Here is an 18,759-nt window from a genome sequence, read left to right on the forward strand (position 1 = left end):
CACGCCGGGGTCGTGGGCTGCTGCATGACCAGAGGCTGCAATGGCCAATCGTTACTGCTGCCGGTCGTGGCGTCTAGTGTTCCCAATCGTCGTCAAGTTTCTTTGCGGCGATGAACAGCAATACGGCCGCCGCGAGGTAGAACACGGTTCCGGACAGGATGGCATAGCGTAGCGATTCGGCGCCGAAGCGTTCATTGAGTATGTCGGAGATGGCGCCTATGACGAGATTGCCCAAGCCGATGCCGATCAGGTTGTTGATGAACAGAAAGATCGCCGATGCCGTGGTGCGCATGTTGGGCGTGACGAGGTGCTGGAAGGCGGACAAGACGGGCCCCAGCCAGACCAGGCTAAGTGCTGTCGGAATGAGAAACGCGAAGAACGCGAGCCCCAGGTTTTTGGACATGACTCCGACAACGAAGAACGGCACGGCGGCGATAAAGGCGACGGCGGGTATTTGCGCATAAGCGGCTTTATTGCGGGCGCCAATGCGGTCGGCAATCATGCCACCGAGCCAAATGCCGCACAGTCCGCCGACCAACAGAATCGAGCCGTAAAAATACGACGCGTAAAGCACTACGTTACCGCCGCCTGGCACCAGGGCGGCAGGCAGCCATGAGAAAAAGCCGGGTAGCGCATCGCCGAAACTGCGTACAAAAAATGACGGGAGCCAGAAGATCAGTCCATAGCCAATCATGGATGAGCAGGCGGCACCGAAAGACAACGTCCAGAAGCTGGGTTTGCTTACCAACGTTGTGAATACTGTCGCTATGCTGACCGGCGCTGTGTCCTGACCCGGTGCGTCGTATTGCCCGCGTTGCGGTTCGCGAACGGTTAGTCGGAAAAGCGGGGCCAGCAGCAAGCCGATTACTCCGACGACGATAAACGCCGTCCGCCAACCGGCAATACTGCTAAGGACGCCGCCGAGCACAATGCCAAGGGCGCCGCCGATCGGGATGCCGAACGAATACACGGCCAATGCACGCGCGCGCTGATGCTGCGGAAAATAATCGGCAATCAACGAGTACGCAGGTGCGACGCCACCGGCTTCGCCCACGCCAACGCCCAGCCGGGCGAAGAACAGATGCCAGAAGTTCTGGGCAAGTCCGCAGACTGCCGTCATGGCGCTCCAAACCGCCAAGGCAATGGTCATGATCCAGGTGCGGTTACCGCGGTCAGCGAGCCAGGCAATCGGGATGCCAAGGAAGGTGTAAAACAGCGCGAACGCAAGTCCGCCCATCAGGCTCAGTTGTGTGTCAGTGAGCGCAAGGTCCGCTTTGATGGGGATCGCGAGGATGCCAACAATTTGCCGGTCAATAAAGTTGAACGTGTACACGACCACCAGAATGAACATGACGTAAGCACGGTACGCTCGGGATTCGGTGGCAGTGTTCATGGGCAGTCCTGCGGTTGCGCGTTGGCAAAAAAAAAGCATCAAAAAAAATGCGGCAGGCAAGAGTCTGTCTTGCCTGCCGCCGGGAGCTTACACGAGCGAGAACAGGTCGTTGTCGCTATGTCTGATTCTTATCGAAAATTGTACTCGACTGTGGCGGTCCAGGTCGTCGGATTGCCATAGAACGCGGTGATGCTGCTTTCCAGTCCGAGACTCGGGAAGTAATAGCCGGCAACTTTGTACTCTTCGTCCGTGAGGTTTTTGCCATGCAGGCCCGCGCGCCAGCGACCGTCGTCATCTTCCCAGACAAAACTCAGATCCCAGAGCGTATACGCTTCCTGATCGAGCAATGGCGTTGGCGTTTCAAACTGGCTGGTGTCATCGCGGTAGGACAAGGAGGTGATGACCGCAAAGCTGCCGGGCGTGGAGAATAACGACAACGGCGTTTCATAGCTAAGCGTCGTGCTGGCAGTCACTTCCGGTGTGTTCTGGAAAACCCGTTGATCAGCGACGTCGACACCAAAGGCGTCAATAAACTCATTGAACTCGGCATTGAGATAGCCGACGGACCAGCCGATTTGAAAATAGTCGTTGAGTTGAGCGAGCCCTTCAAACTCGATGCCGGTCATGTCTGCATCGCCCGCATTCGAGGTAATGCCCACAAATGTGTCCTGAGTTCCGTCATTGTCAGTATCGAGGCCGACCGAGCCGGGTATTTGAATATCAGTGTAGTCGGCATAGATGAACGCAATACTCGTGGTGACACGGTTGTTCATCCAGCTGGATTTCAGGCCCAGCTCGAACGAGTTGACGTATTCGGGATCGAAAAGCATGAACTCGAAAATGTCCGCCTCGTCGATATCGCCATCGCCATCAATATCCGGTGCTCCAGTCGTTTGTCCGCGTGGGTCAAAGCTGCCGCCTTTGAAGCCTTCACTGTAGGTAAAATACAGGTTTTGTTCTTCATTGGGCTGCCAGCTGATCGAAGCGCGCGGCGTGAACTCGCTAAACGTTTTGCTGCCGCGGAAATTCGACGTTGTCGCGAACAGCGTAGGCACGTTGCCGCCGAAGGTCGTACCGCCGATGTACGAGCGCCGCAGTACGGTTGAATCACGTTCATCAGATGTGTATCGACCACCCAGAGAGACGCTGACCTGATCCGTCCATTGCCAGGTGAAATCGGCGAATACAGACCAGCTGTCAGTGAGCACATAACCGGACGTGTTTGCGTTCAGGCCGGGCAGGGATAGCAACTCGCCAGTGGTGCCTAATATGACGTCAAATTGCGTAGCGGCGCTGGCGTCCAAATAGAAGAAACCGAACAAGCCGCTCAATCGGTCGCCGTTGTAGATTAGTTGTATCTCTTCAGATAATTGTTCGTTGTCGTAGACTGCGGGAACATCGAGATCAACGCCGGGCAGGCTGTCGAAGTCGATCGGCGTGTAAGAGACGTCATCACGGTACGAGAGGACATTCTTTAGCGAGTAACGGTCGTTGATCGTCCATTCGGTTACCAGCGCGCCACCGAGCGATTCCACTTTCTGCGTTGGTATGCTGAGACCCGCGCGAGTATCGAATACGTCGTTCAGGACAGGCGCACCGGTCAGGTTGCCGACCGTCAGGCGGTGGCCTTGTCTTGGATCGGACTTGTCGTCGATCAAGTCGCCGGTCAGGCGGAACGAAAGATTGTCCGTTGCGTCCCATTCCACGCTGATGCGGGCGCCAAACAGGTCTTTCTGGTAATTTTCGACGCCGCTCTGAGTGAGGTTGTCGCCAAAGCCGTCGCGAGTCAGCTTGGCGATGGAGCCGCCAACGCGCAGTTGATCGGTCAGTGGTGTTGACGCAGTAAACACCGCATCAAGCTGATTGTAGGAACCTAGCGATACCCGTGCTTTGGCCGTTGGTTCGTCGTCCAGTTTTCTGGTGACGTACTTGATGGCGCCGCCGATCGTATTGCGGCCGTACAACGACCCCTGTGGGCCGCGCAGGACTTCAATGCGTTCGACGTCGTAGACGTCCAGCACGGCGGCCTGAGGCCGATTGAGATAGACATCGTCGATGTACATACCGACACCAGCCTCAAAGCCGGCGACCGGGTCTTGCTGGCCAACACCGCGAATAAAAGCGGTCAGCGTCGTGTTCGTGCCACGTGAAACTTCAAGCGTTACGTTCGGCGTCGATTTGGCGATCTCAATGATGTCGAGTACACCCATGCGATCGAGTTGCTCGCCGGTGAACGCGGTGATCGACACTGGCACGTCCTGTAGAGACTCTTCGCGACGTCGCGCGGTCACTACCACTTCTTCCAAGGTGCGGGCGCCGGTCTCCTGCGCGTTCGCTGCTGCCGGTAGCAGGGCGGGCAGGGCTAGGGCAAGAACAGTAAGCGAAAGGCGAGCGGCCTGCCGGGTAAAAGCGATAATCATCGAGAATCCCCCAATTCAACGGTTGCTGAATTGATGTTATTTCAACGTTGGTTGAATTACAAGCGAGGATGTTTCAGGTCGATTCGTTCGCTTTGCCGCACAGTGCCCGGAACCCGGCCGCGATGAACTGAGGCATGCGGGCGTTCGCAGCCGCCATGTCGGATGAGAGGCATAAGCCGCCAGAGAGGTTGTCGATGCGACCGGTTTCAGCAAAGGTCAGGGTCAGTGCACCGGACAGGAAGTGGTAGCTCCAGTAGAGGTCTTCCTCGCGACAGTCGGGGAGTGCGAGACGCAGCGCATCAAGAAAGCGTTTGACCAGGGGGTCGAAAAAGCGGGTCATGAGCTTGCCGCCCCATTCAGGCGAGTTGTTGATCTGTGCGATGAGCGCCATGTAGTCGCGCCACTCGTCCGGATTCTCGGCCAGTGCTTCCAGCATGGGCCGGGTGAACGCCTCGATGATTTCCTCGATGCTCGGCGGGTCGTTCGGGTGACGTTGTTCCACCGCCTCCAGCGCGGCAAGCCGCAACTCATTCAGCGTTTGCGCGCGCCGCAGGAGTACGGCGTCAAACAGATCGCGTTTGGATTTGAAGTGGTAATAGGCCAATGCCACGTCGGCCCCGGCTTTGGACATGATCTGGCGAACAGTAACGCCGTCAAAACCGTGTTTCGCGAACAATTGTTCCGCGGAGTCCAGAATTCGTTCGCGAGTGGCTTGAGCATTTCGTGACATGGATCAGCATCCTATGAGCATCTGACTTGCACATCAACAAGCGTTGAAATAAAGTTCAACGCTTGTTGAATAATATTGTGGGGCGTAAGCAAGGGTATGAACTGGTTTGAAGCCGCCACACCGTTACTGCCGGATATCATACGCAACAACGCGGATCACCGTGGCTCATTGCCCGCTGTGATATGTGGTGAACAGGTACTGGACTGGCGCGATTTCGACCGCGAGTTAAACCGCGTCGCCAACGCGTTGAGCGACCTCGACCTGATGCCGGGAGATCGGATAGCGCTGCTGATGAACAACAGCGTGGATATGCTGATGGTCATGCTTGGCGCGATCGGTGGCGGTTTCGTTGCGGTGCCATTGAACGTGTCAGTCAGTGACGACGGCATTTGCCGGCAGATCAATGATAGTGGCGCGAGTGCCGTTATTGCTTCAAGCGGCCATGACGAAAGAATCGACGGCATGCGCAGCCGTTTGCCACCGTCAATCCAGGATCGTTGGCTTGCGGTCCCGTCCAATCGCGCCGGTTGGAAAAATCTAAGAGTACTTTGCTCGCTGGCCAGCGACAAAAGGGCGGCCGTTACGATCGACCCGCAGCAAGCGTGCAATGTCATCTACAGTTCCGGGACGACAGGCTTGCCGAAGGGCATCGTTCACTCGCACGCGTGTCGCATGGCGTGGGCCTACGACATGGCCATCGCGCTGCGTTATCACAGCGATGCGCGAACGCTGATCTCCCTCGGCCTGTATTCGAACATTACCTGGGTCACGATGCTTGCTACGTTGTTGGCAGGCGGCACGCTGGTGCTGATGCCGACCTATGACTCGTCGTCGTGCCTGCGGCTCATCGAAGAGCAACGCATCAGTCACGCTGGAATGGTGCCGGTACAATATCAACGGATGTTAGCCGACCCGGCGTTTTCCGATTACGACTTGTCTAGTGTCCAGGCGTTCATGTGTTGCGGCTCACCATTGCGCCCGGAATTAAAGAAGCGAATCGTTGCGAGTTTTCCCGGTGAGTTCATTGAACTCTACGGACTGACTGAAGGGCTGGTTACTATTCAATCGCCGGCGGACGCCGCGAGAAATCCAACGTCCGTCGGGCGACCGTGTCCGGGGCAGATGTTGCGAATCCTGGACGCAGAAGATCGACCTGTCGGCAATGGTGAAACCGGAGAAATCGTCGGCTACGGTCGATTGCTCATGAGTGGCTATCTCAACCGTGATTCCGCGAACGCCGAAACCACCTGGACCGACGAGTCGGGACGACGCTGGTTGCGTACGGGCGATATTGGTCGCTTGGATCACGATGGCAACCTGTATCTCGTAGATCGCAAGAAAGACATGATCATTTCCGGCGGACAGAATATTTACCCTGCCGATATTGAAGCGGTTGCAGCGCAGCATCATGACGTGGTCGATGTCGCAGTTATCGGTGTGCATAGCGAACAATGGGGGGAATCGCCATTCGCTGTCGTTACCGGGCAAGGTATTGATAGTCAGGAGCTCTTGCACTGGATCAACGAGCGGGTAGGGAAGCAACAGCGCATAGCCGCCCTCGCTGTCATTGACGAACTGCCGCGAAATCCCAACGGCAAAGTTTTGAAGCGAGAGCTGCGACAGCGATTCAAGAACACACTGTCGAGCAGCACGGTCGCATGAGTCGATATAGCGAGCACCGCTTTAGCAGCGATGACGGCTTGGCTCTATACTACCGGCATTACGGCACCAGCAAGCGCTCGTTGCCGGTCATTTGTTTACCTGGAATATCCCGCAATAGCCGTGACTTCGAACCCTTGGCTGAACACTTGTCGACTCGTTATCCGGTGCTTACGCCTGATTTTCGTGGGCGCGGTTTTTCGGAGCGTGATCCGAACTGGCGCAACTACTGCCCGCTGACCTACGTTAATGACATGCGCAGCCTGTTGCGGCAAGTGGGAATAGAACGGGCCGCGTTTATCGGCACCTCGCTCGGCGGCATCGTCTCCACGGCTTTAGCCGCTGAACAACCAGCTCTTGCCGCGGGTGTAGTCCTCAACGATATAGGGCCGGAAATTGGCAGCGCTGGTCTGGAGCGCATCAAAGGGTATCTGGGGCTGGCTGAGCCGGTCATCGATTGGGCCGGGGCTGTCGCCCAGGCTCGTAGCACTTACGGCAACGCGTGGCCCGGTCTGACTGACGAAGACTGGGCGCAATTGGTCCGCCGTTCGTACCGCGAGAATTCAGAGTGTGTGCCCGAGCTGGACATGGACCCAATGATCGGTGAGGCAGCGCGTACGGTCGGGACCGGGTTGGATGATCCATGGCAGCTGTTTGATGCGCTGCATGACATTCCGACTTTGGTCTTGCAGGGTGCACTGTCGGACATACTGACTGACGATATTGTCGCATGTATGAAGCAGCACAAACCGGACCTTCAGCACATTGTGGTGCCTGATCGAGGTCACGTCCCATTGCTGGACGAAGCAGTTAGCTTAACGGCCATCGATCACTTTCTGGAGAAGCTCGCATGAAAATCGCAGTGCGTACTGTGTTCGTTGCTTTGCTCGCAAGCGGCTGCGGTCAAGCACCATCTACCGCATTGCCTGCGCTGGCTGCAGCGAACTCTACAACGGTTTCGGGCGTCTCATCCGGGGCCTACATGGCAGCACAATTTCAGGTGGCGTACTCGGCAGAGGTCGATGGCGCGGCGTTAATCGCTGGTGGACCTTGGGGTTGCGCCGGGGGCGATATTTCGCGTGCATTGGGTGCGTGCATGAATGGCGACGGAATCGCGACAGAAGTACTTGTCCAAAGAGCGCAGACAATGGCCGCAAATTCGGCCATCGATGCGATCGCCCAGCTGGGTAACGACAAGGTATTCCTGTTTCATGGCAGCGCCGATTCCGTTGTTGCTGATAGCGTTACAGCTGCTGCCGCAGATTGGTACCGGGCCGCAGCTCCGGATGCCGTGTTGCGAATGGTCACCGGGGTTCCGGTTTCGCACGGCTGGCCCACGGTCGGTACCGGTAAACCTTGTGGAGAATTTGCCACGCCGTTTGTCTATGCCTGTGATTACGATCTGGCCGGTGAGGCGTTAGACTTTTTATTGGGGCCGTTGCAGCCACCGTCGGCAAAGGCGGTCACTCTGCAGAGTTTTTCACAGGAAGAATTTGCAGGAACGGGACTGGCCGAAACTGGTTATTTTTATGCACCGAAGGCTTGTCGAAAGCAGGGCGGTTGCCGCGTTCATGTGTTTTTTCACGGTTGCGGTCAGTCGGCGGAACAGATTGGCAAGTTGCTGGCGGAACAGGGTGGCATGCTGCGTTGGGCAGACAGCAACAAGTTGATCATTTTGTTTCCACAGGTCGCGGTCAGCCGGGTTTCACCGGTCAATCCGCTGGCATGCTGGGATTGGTGGGGCTACAGCGGCACCGAATATCTGCAAAAGAACGCGTCGCAAATGCATGCCGTGCGTGCCATGGTGCAGCGCTTGCAGGCGGCAACAGCGGACTAGCTGTTAATCAATGCTGGCGAGTCCGTTGCGAATCGCGTATTTGACAAGGCCCGGAACATCGTAGATATCGAGTTTTTGCATCAACTGGCTACGGTGCGTTTCAACTGTCTTGGCACTGATCGACAAGAGTTCAGCGATGTTACGCGTACTCATACCTTCAGCAAGCAAGCGCAATATTTCTCGTTGCCGGTTGGTTAGCGAACTCAGACTCCCGCTGACGTCAATATTGTCCGCGGTAACGTCGCCTAGTGCGGGGCTAAGGTATTGACCACCAGCTGCGACGATTCGAATCGCGCGCTCCAGTTCACTGGGCGCCATGTTCTTCAGCATGTAACCAGCGGCACCGCAGTTCAGCGCGCGGCGCACGTACTCGCCGGTTGCGTGCATCGACAGTATGATCGTCTTGATGTCGGGTCGGGACTCGGTAATGCGCGCGGTGGCGTCCAGTCCGCTGATGCCTGGCATCGCGATATCCATCAGGAACATTTGTATGTCGGGGTTTTCGGCAAGGGTTATGGCTTCTTCCCCGCTACCTCCTTCCGCGATAACTTCGCAGTGATCCAGGCCCTGCAACAATGCCTTTAGGCCATCACGAACGATTTGATGGTCATCTACAAGGGCTAGCCTGGTTCTTGCCATGCTCTGCTCCGTTACAAAGGTAGCTCCGCACTAACATGCGTGCCAGTGTTCTTGCTGGATTCAATGCTCAGCGTACCGCCACATTGCTTTGCCCGCTCACGCATAAATAGCAGGCCCAAATGGTCTATTCTGGCAGTCGGCTCACTAACATGTGCGGCATTGAATCCGGAGCCATTGTCCACAACATCCATTCGCAGCATCTTATCACTTGTAGAGAGGCGTACCTCTATTACGGATGCATTGGCATGTTGCAAGGCATTGTCCACGGCTTCCTGAGCAATTCGGTATGCCACGGTGGTGGTCTGCTCGCTCAGCGCTGCAAGCTCTCCCGCACTCACCAGACGGCACTTCAGTCTCGCAGGTTTGCTCAGTTGCCGGAGGTGCGAGTCCAGCGCTGTTTGTAAGCCAAAGTCATCAAGCGCGGTTGGTCGCAACTCCAGTGACATCTGGCGGACCGAATCTGTCAGTTGATCAATCAATGCCATGCTGGAAACGACGTCAGATTCCGATCCGCTGTGGCTGGTCGCCTTGTGCAGGTTCATCTTTAACGCCGCCAGACTCTGGCCAATCTGTTCATGCAGTGCACGGGCAAGCTTGCCACGCTCCTCTTCCTGCACGGTAAGCAGCATTTCAGTCAGTTTTTGCAATGCGACTTCGGAGCTCTTCTTATCGCTGGTATCGACCAGCATGACGATGGCACCGGTCGTTTGTCCCGCCGGGTCTTGCACCGGGCCGACATACCCGCTGCACCAGCGTGCGTGTCCATCAAATCCCGTGATTTGGTATTCGAAATCCTGCCGTCGCTCAGCGGCTTGCATCGCTCGATTGACCGGCCCGTCGTCCAGGTTCATCGGCTCATCATGCGAGTCGACTATTCGAACGGAATTGACCAGGCTTCGCCAGTCGCGGACTGATGAGGGCAGGCTGTCTGTGCCCAGTAATGCGAGAGCAGCAGCGTTTACGTAATTCAGTTTCTGTGTGGTCTCGATTGAAATGACGCCGACGGGAGCGTTTCGTATCGCTTCTTCAAGCTGGAAATGCGCGTGGTCGAGTTCGGTTCGGGTTCGCTGTAGCTGGGCTGTCTTTAAAGCGACACTATCAGTCAGGCGCGCCCGCGCCGCTTGCAAATCTTGTTCTTTTCGCCAGAGCTCTTGTAACAGCTTGCGTCGATGGTCGTGTTCATAGCCCAAGGCCCCGAAGATGAGGGTTGCCAGGCAAATAGCGATGGCTACTCCGGCAGAGGTCGAAACAATGGCCGGTGGTCCGAAACCTGTTGCAGCACAGTAAATGGTGTAGCAGGCGGTGATCGCCGCCACCGCGAGGGCCACTCGCAAGCCCGACAGTGCAGCGGCGATTCCGGCAGTGCCATAAATAAACAGGAAAGGGGCGGGAACCACTATGCCCCATTGGCGGAGGCTTTCCACTGCAGCGACAGAGAGTATCGTTGTCAGCAATAACAGCGCGGGTTTCGCACGTCTGTGGTCGGGGGGGAGATAGCCAGTTTTGATAGTGCTGGCCGTGCTAAGAGGGTCGTCCATTTATCCCCTGAGAGTGCCCGTTCTGGGGGCGCATTCCCGCAGATCGTACTTGCCATCAAGGATACCTTCTGCGGCCGAGCTGTCTTATCGGGGTATCCCTTAGTTTGCTCGGATCATTCCCCGAGAGTTCGCGATAGCGCTCCGAATACGGTCGGCAAAGACCGCTTTTGGACATAGTCGACGGCGTGCTCCAGGGCATTCGTAACCTTGAGCCGTGTGTAACTGATGCAGCGTTTGGGCAAATAAGGTACCGTGCGGCGACGCACAATTAGGCCGTTTTCTGGAATCCCAACATGGCATTACTGGTCCCAATCAATCTCCTGGTTTTCGCCGGGCTCGTACTGGCCCTCGTGCAGGTGCGCAAGCTGAAATTCACGCTGTCGCAGCAAATTCTCGCTGGGCTGATTGCCGGTGTGGCGTTTGGTTTTGTATTGCAGCTTGTCTATGCGGGCAATCCGTCTGCAATTTCTGAAACGCTGGTTTGGACCAATGTTGTAGCGAGTACGTACATCAAGTTGTTGCAGATGGTCATCATGCCGTTGGTTCTGGTAATGATGATTTCCGCCGTCGTGCGCATGCGTGAGGTTGCCGCGCTTGGCAGAATCGGCGGTGTGGTTATCGGCATCTTGGTAGGCACGACCATGATCGCGGCGCTGGTTGGCATAGCTATGGCCAACCTTTTCGATCTCAGCGCGGAGGGTTTAACGGAAGGTGCACGTGAACTGGCGCGCGCTGCAGCCCTTGAATCACGACTTGAAACCGTGGAGTCACTTGGGCTGGCTGACATGCTCGTACGCTTTATCCCATCCAACATTTTTTACGACCTGACCGGCGCCCGGCCGACATCGATTATCGCCGTTGTTATTTTCGGGGTGCTGTTCGGTGTTGCAGCGTTGCAGGTAGGTCGCGAGAACGCCGAGCGCGGTGATTCAATCGCTCGCTTCGTTGAGATCGTGCAAAGCATCATTATGAAGCTTGTACGCATAATCATGGCGTTTACTCCGTACGGCATTCTGGCCCTGATGACGAAAGTCGTCGCGGGTTCGAATATTGCTGACATTCTTAATTTGCTGACTTTCGTTGTCGCGTCGTACGTCGCAATCGCAATTATGTTTTCGGTGCACGCCTTGTTGCTGGTATTGAACGGCGTGAACATTCGGCGGTATTTCCAACATGTCTGGCCGGTTCTGACCTTTGCTTTCACATCGCGGAGCTCGGCGGCCACGATTCCGTTGAACGTAGAAACGCAGACTGAGAAGCTGCGCGTGCCAACATCGATCGCCAACCTGGCAGCCACGTTCGGCGCTACTATCGGTCAGAATGGGTGTGCGGGTATTTACCCGGCGATGCTGGCTACGATGGTTGCCCCGACCATGGGCATCAACACGCTGGATCCGTCATTCATCGCCGGCTTGGTTGGTATCGTTGCCATCAGCTCGTTCGGTGTTGCAGGCGTAGGCGGAGGCGCGACATTCGCCGCGCTGATCGTATTGCCGGCCATGGGTATGCCAATTGCGCTGGTTGCGTTGCTCATCTCAATCGAACCGTTGATTGACATGGGTAGAACCGCACTCAATGTAAACGGTTCGATGACCGCAGGTGTCTTGACCAGTCGCCTGTTAAAAGACTTGCCGCAGGACAGTACGGCCGCGATCAGCGGCTCGGCCTGATCGCTGAATACTCTGCAAGAAGACAAGCTTCGGCTACGCAAGGTCCGGTCTGCACAATCTCGCGGTACACCTGCGCTGCAGAGTCTGGTTGCGGTGAGTTGTTGTCAACACAGTGTTGACTGAATCGACGTTCGTTAAAGGTTTGAATTTGGTACTGTGCGCATGACGTATTTTAGTTGCACTAAAGCCATAGTGGGTGCGCACTGTCGCGCCTTAAGTGCAGCGTAAAAACTTATAACACTATGCAATTTATTTGAAGGCCGACCTGATGCTGATTATCAAGCGCAAAGCGCAGGATATAATTACTATTTCGCCCGTTGAGGGGATGGATACTTCACTGCCTATCAGTGAGATATTCGACCATGGTCCTATCGAGATCAAGCTACTCGAAGTGGGCAGACGGCAGGTAAAGGTGGCCATCGATGCGCCGCCACTATTGCAGATTTGGCGTGGCCGCAAAGAAACTGCAGACAGTCCGGTGGACGAATCGGCAGGGCAGGCTGGCAGTGAGCCGTTGAATGAGCCGGCTGTAGACGCGGTCCCCGGCGGAATTGACTAGCCTGCTGAGTTGAGCCGCACTTTGGCACTTTCCTGCACACAGGTGTCCTGAGGCAAGAGCGACCACCGATCCATTGTGTTGATAGACATCAGCTCCGATTCGATGAAATCTATCAGTGCCCGAATCTTTGCTGGTGGTTTCAAATTCGGATAGACGGCGTAGACGCCGAAACCACGCGAATCACAAGAATCCGGCAGCACTCTCGACAACAGTCCTTGCGCGAGCTCTCCGCTCACAAAGAGTTCGGGCACGGAAATAATGCCATCGTCCATACAGGCGGCAAGTATCAACGCCAGTACGCTGTTCGATGTGGTGCTGCAATCGACAGTTATTTCGCTTGGACCATCCGCACCGTTAAGTCGCCAGATCGTGCGTTTCTTGCTGGAATTGCCGACGGCGAGGCAACGGTGTGACTTCAGGTCCTGAATGTCCCGCGGAGTGCCGTGGCTTGCCAAGTAAGCGGGCGAGGCAACCAGAATCTCTCGCGTACTGCCAATGCGGCGTGAAAGGAGACTGGAGTCATCCAGCTTTTGCGCGACGCGGATTGCAACATCAATGTTGCTGCCTATCAGATCTACATAGCGATCATCGAATTGCAGGCTTAGTGAAACCTCGGGCCATACCTGCCTGAACTTGCGCATGAGTGGCGCGATCAAGGTTGCACCGAGGCTGGTTGGAAGACTGCACGAAACATTACCGCTGGCGCGTTGGTCCGCACCGATAACAGAGGCAATCGCACGTTCCAGCGATTCGTCAACTTCCAGACTGTGTTGAAAGAATGTGCGACCAGCTTCGGTGAGGCTTACTTTGCGTGGTGTTCGGTTTAGCAACACCACGCCAAGATCAGCTTCGAGGCGAGAGATACTCTTGCTGACAGTTGAGCGGGTGACGCCCAGCAATGTAGCTGCCTCGGAGAAGCTCCTGGTGGCGGCAACCTTGGTAAATACCTGCACATCGGCAACGTTCATAACTTGTTTGGCAAACTCCAGAAAGTCTTGGTGAAGAGTCCGGCGGACAATTCAGTGCCGGACTTCCGCCAGTGCCGACAGGCCGAAACTGTAACGTCTCGGCCACACAAAGCAAGCGCGACCTGAATTCAGGCGAGATGGGTTTGCGGAGTTGGTAGTGAGACGGCAACGGGTTGTGGCGCATGCCGAAATGCCACTGCGTCCAAGTCAGCGACCATTGATGGTTATCTTGTGACTGCCGCGGCGGTCCGTTCCGCGATTCCGGGTCATAAATTGAACATAACATTGTGAGGCCCGGCAGTACTTCAGGGCTGCGATCGGTCGTCACCGGGCTGGTTGGATGGCAAGAGTAACCTGGCGACCAGACTGGCCTGCACAGACAGAATGTCTAGCCAATGCCGTGATAGTGATCAACAACGCCTTGGTGCCGAGTGGCAATGCCTTTAGTTGGTGAGTAGGTGGTCAGGGTTGCCGGATTCAACGTTGAGCACATCAATCAAAGCGGTCGCACCGGAACGGCCGGATATCGAGCGGGCTCTCATTGTCGTTCATCAATGCACTGACTATTTCGGCGGTAATACCTGCCAGCGTCAGCCCAAGGTGCTGATGGCCGAATGCGAAGATTGCTTTAGGGTGCCGCGAGCAACGCCCGATCATTGGCAAATGATCGGGCAGGGACGGTCTGCCGCCCATCCATGACGAACTGACAGACCAGTCTGCAGTTGGCAACAGGCCGTGTAGATGCCGCTGCAGTGATTTGAATCGTTTAGTGACGGCTGGTAGTTTGCTGCCGCCGAACTCGACGAAGCCGGTTATTCTCAGGCCACAGTTCATAGGGGTCATGTAGGTGTGTCGTTCGTAGCTGGCAACGGGTACCAGCAAGTCCGGGAGTTGGCCTGTTACGGTCAGGTGATAACCGCGTTCCACGTCCAGCGGAACTCGATGCCCCAATGTGCGGGCCAAATTGTGTGACTCGGCCCCGGCGGTAATCAGCAGCTTTCCGGAGTTCACGGATTGCCCGTCGGTGTGCAGAATAAACCGCCCGTCAGCTTGTGGTTCAATGTGCCGGACGTTTTCCCGGAGCAGGCGGCCACCGGCTCGTCTGAACGCGTGCGCCAAACCACGGCAGACCTCATAGGGGTTACTTATATGCGCTGTGTTCGGATAAAAAAGGCCGCCGTGAACTGACTCTGACAGGTCGGGCGCCAGCATCGACAGGCGTTCTCGATCCAGCCATTGGCTGTCAACGCCATGAGCAGCCAGCCAGCGTTGCTGATTGAGCATTGCCGACTTGTTGGCGACGTCTTCGCTGATCAGTACATGGCCTCGACGCTGTAGCAGCGTCGAACATGCGGCATCGTCGAGCAAGCTCGCAAATGCGCGAAGACTGGGCGCCAGCAAATTCTGAAGAGCAGCTACACCTGTGTCGAAACGCCGTGCAGCCAGAGCGAAGCGCGCAAGCCATGGCAGGGCGCGAAAAAAGTAACGTGGATGCACCGCTACCGGACCATTCGGCTTTAAGAGATAACGAGGCAGCTCTCGCAGCGTACGCCACGAGGCCAGCGGCTCAATGGAATCGGTCGCGATAACGCCGGCATTGCCATACGAGCAGCCATGCCCCGGTTCCTGCCTGTCGATCAGCAAGACAGACCCTCCTCGCGCCGCAATTCGAAACGCAGCGGCCAGTCCGATGACACCGGCGCCGATGACGGCAATCTCCGCTGAGGTGTTGTCAGTCACGCTGACACGGCTTCGGCTCGATTGCTCATCGCAATTCTGCAGGCGCAGTTAGGCCACAAGGGAATGGGTCAGATGCTTCGAAGATCAACGTGGATCGCGCGGTCACGTATGCGGAGCCCGAGATGGTCGGAACGACGCTTCCGTCGCGAACCTCTGCCGAGGCGCTAAACACGCCGCCACAGATGCTTTCCTGACGCCAGATTGCGCCGGGAACCAGTGTTCCATCCGCAATGAGGCAAGCCATTTTTGCACTCGTTCCCGTACCACAAGGTGAGCGGTCATAAGCGCCACCGGGGCAGAGCACAAAGTTTCGACTATCGGCACGCGCCGGATCCGAAGGCGGCCCGAAGAGCTCAATGTGGTCAATTTGCGCACCGTCCGCGCCGCGGAGCTCGCTGTCATCAAGAGCACGCCGAACCCGGCTTGTGTAGTCAGACAATTGCCGAACGTTGCTGGCATCTATTAGCAGGTCGTGATTGTGGATCAGGAAAAACCAGTTTCCGCCCCAGGCGATATCGCCTCGCACGGTGCCGATACCGTCGACTTGCAAGCTCGCGTCCTTGCGATAGCGATAGCTGGCAACGTTCTGAATACTGACCCGATGCTGGTCATGAATCGTCACCTGGACATTGCCAGCCGGGGTCTCGAAGGTGTGCAGGCCTATCTGTATGCGTTGTTCACGGAGCAAGCTGATGGCGACGCCGATTGCGCCATGGCCGCACATGCCAAGATAGCCCGCGTTGTTGAAGAAAACTACGGCCGCCGCGCTGAGCTTGTTTTGAGGTGGCAACAGGAGCGCGCCGACGAGTATGTCCGAGCCCCGCGGTTCGTTGATGACGGCCTTGCGAAAGTCGTCGTGATCCTGATGTAATTCGTGCACGGCGTCAGTGACGGCGCTGGAGCGCAGCGCCGGACCGCCGCTGACCACAAGGCGGGTGGGTTCACCTTCCGTGTGCGAGTCCACAACGACAATTTGTCGCGCAGTCATGGTCGCCGAACTTCGGAGTGGAGACAATCTGCCGTGCAGGTTCTTGGCTGGCGACGAGGAAATATCAACGCGCCTGCAGAGCAGCAGCTGCTTTCACCACTACGAACTGATTGCAGGCTTTTCATGACGGTGTTTCGCCCATGATTCACTTCCAGTCGACGTCTGTTGCCTCCCTCAGGCAGTAATGCTGGTGACGAAAATGGTGGCCACGGCAGCCGGCACGACGAACCGCATCAGCAATTGCCACAGTTTGAAGCCGAACCCGCTCCGCAGTCCAAGTTCTGATCGCATGATGTCGGCTGATACGCGCCAGCCGACAAAAATGCTGGTCAAAAATGCACCGATCGGCAACAGAACGTTGGTCATGATGTAGTCCGTTGTGTCGTAGAAGGTCTTGTCCGCAAAGCCAGGCAGAAAGTCGAGTGGGTATACGCTGGACAATTTGTTGAATGAAAACACCGCCAGCAGGCCAAGTACCCACAGCGCGAAGCCCGCAACAAGCGCTGCTTTGTTGCCGCTCAGCTTAAAACGTTCTTGAGTCGACGCCTGAATTGGCGCGAATACGCCGATACAGGAGGTCAGTGCAGCAGCTATTAATAGAAAGAAGAAAACGCTGGAAAATATTTGTCCGCCCGGCAATTCACCAAAGGCAATCGGCAACGTCTGAAAGACCAGCCCAGGGCCTGAGTCGGGTGGCAGGCCATGGGCGAAGACCAGCGGAAATATGGCAAAGCCGGCCATGAACGCGACCAGTGTATCGGCGCCGACGACGATAAAGGCATTCTGTGAAATCGTTGTTTGACGGTTAAGGCACGAGCCGTAAGTGATCATGACTGCCATGGCTATGCCGATAGAGAAGAACGCCTGCCCGAGCGCTGCCAGCATCGTGTTCGCCGTGATTCGTGAGAAGTCCGGTGTGAGCAGAAAACGTACCGCTTCGGCCATGTCACCGATAATGGCTGCGTAGATCACCATGAGTACGAGGCAGAGAAACAACCCGGGCATGAGGATATTCACTGCGCGTTCGATGCCGCCGTGAATACCCCGGGCATTGATCCATGCTGTGATAATGACAACGACTGTGTGCCAAAAGGCCAAACGCGCCGGACTTGCCAGAAGTTGATCAAAGACAGCACCGGAGCCAGCCGCATCGATGCCGACAAACGTGCCGCGAACCGCAAGCAGGAAATAGTCAATCGTCCAGCCGGCTATGACGGTGTAGGTCATTAACAGCATGAATGCGGCAATGACCGCTACCGTTCCGACCTTGGCCCACTGCGTTGAGATTCCGGCCTCACTGGCGACCGCGCTGATGCTGCCAGCAGCTGACTTGCAGCCCGCGCCGCGTCGGCCGATTGCCCATTCAGACATAACTAACGGCACGCCGATACCCAGTGCAAACAACAGGTAAACGAAAATGAACGCACTGCCGCCACTTTCGCCGACGATGTACGGAAATCGCCAAATGTTGCCGAGACCGACCGCGAAACCAACGGACGCCATGATGAAGGTGAGTCGCGATGTCCAGTTTTCCTGAACGTTCCCCGGTGCTGGTGCTGTCATACGTTCCCCCAAAGTTCTGGTATTTCGACGGATGCTTGTTGGTTTTCTGCCGAGCAAATACCTGTCAGACTATTGACTCATGTAATCAATGCTTCGTCGATGGCCGCGCAGGCATTGTCGATTGCGACGTGCAGTTCCCGTTGCAACGTTGCCGGCATGGGTAGCAGTGGCGGTCGCACGGGCCCAGCGGGCCGGCCGCGCAATGCGCAAGCGTGTTTCACGCATTGAATAAAAGCGCCCCCGTGTTCCAGACAGTGCATTAAAGGCAGTAGTGCGCGCATAATTTCGCGGCCTCGTTCAAAGTCACTTTCTGAAATACAAACCCGGTGAAAAGTGACAGCCTGCCGCGGCATAAAATTGGCGATAACCGATACCCAGCTACGTGCACCCCATGCAAAAAACTCCAGAACCAGATCCTCGGCACCGGCACTGAGTTGCAGATTGGGGTAGCGGCTTACAAGCTGGTGTAATCGTGTGATATCGCCGCTTGATTCCTTGATAGCTATGACATTGTCGATGTTGATGACATCATCGAGAAAATCATTGTTCATGGCAGTGCCGCTGCGTGCCGGGTAGTTGTAAAGGACTATCGGGAGTCCTGCCGAACGGTCTATGGCGCGTACGTGTTCCGCGAGTTCGTTGGCCGCAGGTAGCACGTACGGTGGCGCTGCAACCAGCAATGCATCGGCTCCGCAATGCTTTGCGGCGGCGCTGATCTTAATGCAATTGCGGGCATCCAGATCGTTGACGCCAGCGATCAGGCTCACGCGTCCGGCAATACGCTGTGCGGCAAATTCAAGTTGGGAAACGCGTTCCTCAGGATTCAACGAGAAAAATTCACCGGTCGAACCGCCTACAATAATGCCAGCGACACCGTGTTCGATTTGCCAGTCGATAACGTCCGCAAGAGCACCGTAATCCACTGACAGATCGTCATTGAATGGAGAAATTACGGGGGTATAGATGCCGTTGAGCTGCACAGTCATCCTTGCTCTGCGTATTCAGCGCATTATGCGACGTTGAAGCAAGAACGACAACGGCGCCGATACCTGACG

General features: G+C 56.3%; 15 protein-coding genes. 5 read left to right on the forward strand and 10 right to left on the reverse strand.

Annotated features, from left to right (window positions below):
* Nucleotides 1-73: 73 nt before the first annotated feature.
* The 3 genes from AC0L8N_RS15435 to AC0L8N_RS15445 form a co-directional block, all read right to left on the reverse strand.
* Nucleotides 74-1,393: a spinster family MFS transporter gene (locus AC0L8N_RS15435; protein ID WP_473668766.1), complete on the reverse strand. Its 1,320-nt coding sequence runs from the start codon at nucleotides 1,391-1,393 to the stop codon at nucleotides 74-76.
* Between the two features lie 128 nt (nucleotides 1,394-1,521).
* A complete protein-coding gene (locus AC0L8N_RS15440; protein WP_473668768.1) occupies nucleotides 1,522-3,813 on the reverse strand; it encodes a TonB-dependent receptor in 2,292 nt (763 codons plus the stop codon).
* 73 nt (nucleotides 3,814-3,886) lie between these two features.
* On the reverse strand, nucleotides 3,887-4,543 hold the full coding sequence (locus AC0L8N_RS15445) for a TetR/AcrR family transcriptional regulator (RefSeq protein WP_473668770.1): 657 nt from the start codon (nucleotides 4,541-4,543) through the stop codon (nucleotides 3,887-3,889).
* Nucleotides 4,544-4,639: 96 nt separating this feature from the next.
* Between AC0L8N_RS15445 and AC0L8N_RS15450 the strand changes: the two genes are divergently transcribed.
* The 3 genes from AC0L8N_RS15450 to AC0L8N_RS15460 are packed head-to-tail and all read left to right on the forward strand — an operon-like array spanning nucleotide 4,640 to nucleotide 8,039.
* Nucleotides 4,640-6,205, forward strand: coding sequence for a class I adenylate-forming enzyme family protein (locus AC0L8N_RS15450; protein ID WP_473668772.1), 1,566 nt, complete (start codon nucleotides 4,640-4,642; stop codon nucleotides 6,203-6,205).
* Complete coding sequence (locus AC0L8N_RS15455) at nucleotides 6,202-7,056, forward strand: alpha/beta fold hydrolase (RefSeq protein WP_473668774.1); 855 nt, start codon at nucleotides 6,202-6,204, stop codon at nucleotides 7,054-7,056. The genes AC0L8N_RS15450 and AC0L8N_RS15455 overlap by 4 nt, the downstream gene beginning before the upstream one ends.
* Nucleotides 7,053-8,039 (forward strand): extracellular catalytic domain type 2 short-chain-length polyhydroxyalkanoate depolymerase, encoded by a 987-nt coding sequence (locus AC0L8N_RS15460; RefSeq protein ID WP_473668776.1) that lies wholly within the window; start codon nucleotides 7,053-7,055, stop codon nucleotides 8,037-8,039. Before AC0L8N_RS15455 ends, AC0L8N_RS15460 begins: the two co-directional genes overlap by 4 nt.
* A gap of 3 nt (nucleotides 8,040-8,042) precedes the next feature.
* Here AC0L8N_RS15460 and AC0L8N_RS15465 read toward each other — a convergent pair whose 3' ends face one another.
* Together AC0L8N_RS15465 and AC0L8N_RS15470 are read right to left on the reverse strand one after the other, a co-directional pair.
* Nucleotides 8,043-8,678 (reverse strand): response regulator, encoded by a 636-nt coding sequence (locus AC0L8N_RS15465; protein WP_473668778.1) that lies wholly within the window; start codon nucleotides 8,676-8,678, stop codon nucleotides 8,043-8,045.
* An 11-nt stretch (nucleotides 8,679-8,689) separates the two neighbouring features.
* Nucleotides 8,690-10,216, reverse strand: coding sequence for a PAS domain-containing sensor histidine kinase (locus tag AC0L8N_RS15470; protein ID WP_473668780.1), 1,527 nt, complete (start codon nucleotides 10,214-10,216; stop codon nucleotides 8,690-8,692).
* 293 nt (nucleotides 10,217-10,509) lie between these two features.
* On the opposite strand from AC0L8N_RS15470, the gene AC0L8N_RS15475 reads away from it, so the two are divergent.
* Entirely contained in the window at nucleotides 10,510-11,886 is a 1,377-nt protein-coding gene (locus AC0L8N_RS15475) for an L-cystine transporter (protein ID WP_473668782.1), read from the forward strand.
* A gap of 268 nt (nucleotides 11,887-12,154) precedes the next feature.
* Nucleotides 12,155-12,445 carry a carbon storage regulator gene (locus AC0L8N_RS15480; protein WP_473668784.1) on the forward strand — a complete coding sequence of 97 codons (291 nt, stop codon included), beginning with the start codon at nucleotides 12,155-12,157 and terminating at the stop codon, nucleotides 12,443-12,445.
* On the opposite strand, the gene AC0L8N_RS15485 is transcribed toward AC0L8N_RS15480, so the two are convergent.
* The 5 genes from AC0L8N_RS15485 to AC0L8N_RS15505 form a co-directional block, all read right to left on the reverse strand.
* A complete protein-coding gene (locus AC0L8N_RS15485) occupies nucleotides 12,442-13,413 on the reverse strand; it encodes a LysR family transcriptional regulator (protein ID WP_473668786.1) in 972 nt (323 codons plus the stop codon). The two genes, AC0L8N_RS15480 and AC0L8N_RS15485, sit on opposite strands and share 4 nt — an antisense overlap.
* A gap of 492 nt (nucleotides 13,414-13,905) precedes the next feature.
* The gene (locus AC0L8N_RS15490; protein ID WP_473668788.1) at nucleotides 13,906-15,153 is read right to left on the reverse strand and encodes an NAD(P)/FAD-dependent oxidoreductase; all 1,248 of its coding nucleotides are present in this window, start codon (nucleotides 15,151-15,153) and stop codon (nucleotides 13,906-13,908) included.
* Nucleotides 15,154-15,178: 25 nt separating this feature from the next.
* A complete protein-coding gene (locus tag AC0L8N_RS15495; RefSeq protein WP_473668790.1) occupies nucleotides 15,179-16,141 on the reverse strand; it encodes a proline racemase family protein in 963 nt (320 codons plus the stop codon).
* Nucleotides 16,142-16,315: 174 nt separating this feature from the next.
* Complete coding sequence (locus AC0L8N_RS15500; RefSeq protein ID WP_473668792.1) at nucleotides 16,316-17,704, reverse strand: sodium-dependent transporter; 1,389 nt, start codon at nucleotides 17,702-17,704, stop codon at nucleotides 16,316-16,318.
* A gap of 77 nt (nucleotides 17,705-17,781) precedes the next feature.
* Complete coding sequence (locus tag AC0L8N_RS15505) at nucleotides 17,782-18,690, reverse strand: dihydrodipicolinate synthase family protein (protein WP_473668794.1); 909 nt, start codon at nucleotides 18,688-18,690, stop codon at nucleotides 17,782-17,784.
* Nucleotides 18,691-18,759 lie beyond the last annotated feature (69 nt).

This window comes from Woeseia sp. D3-10 (assembly GCF_055809415.1).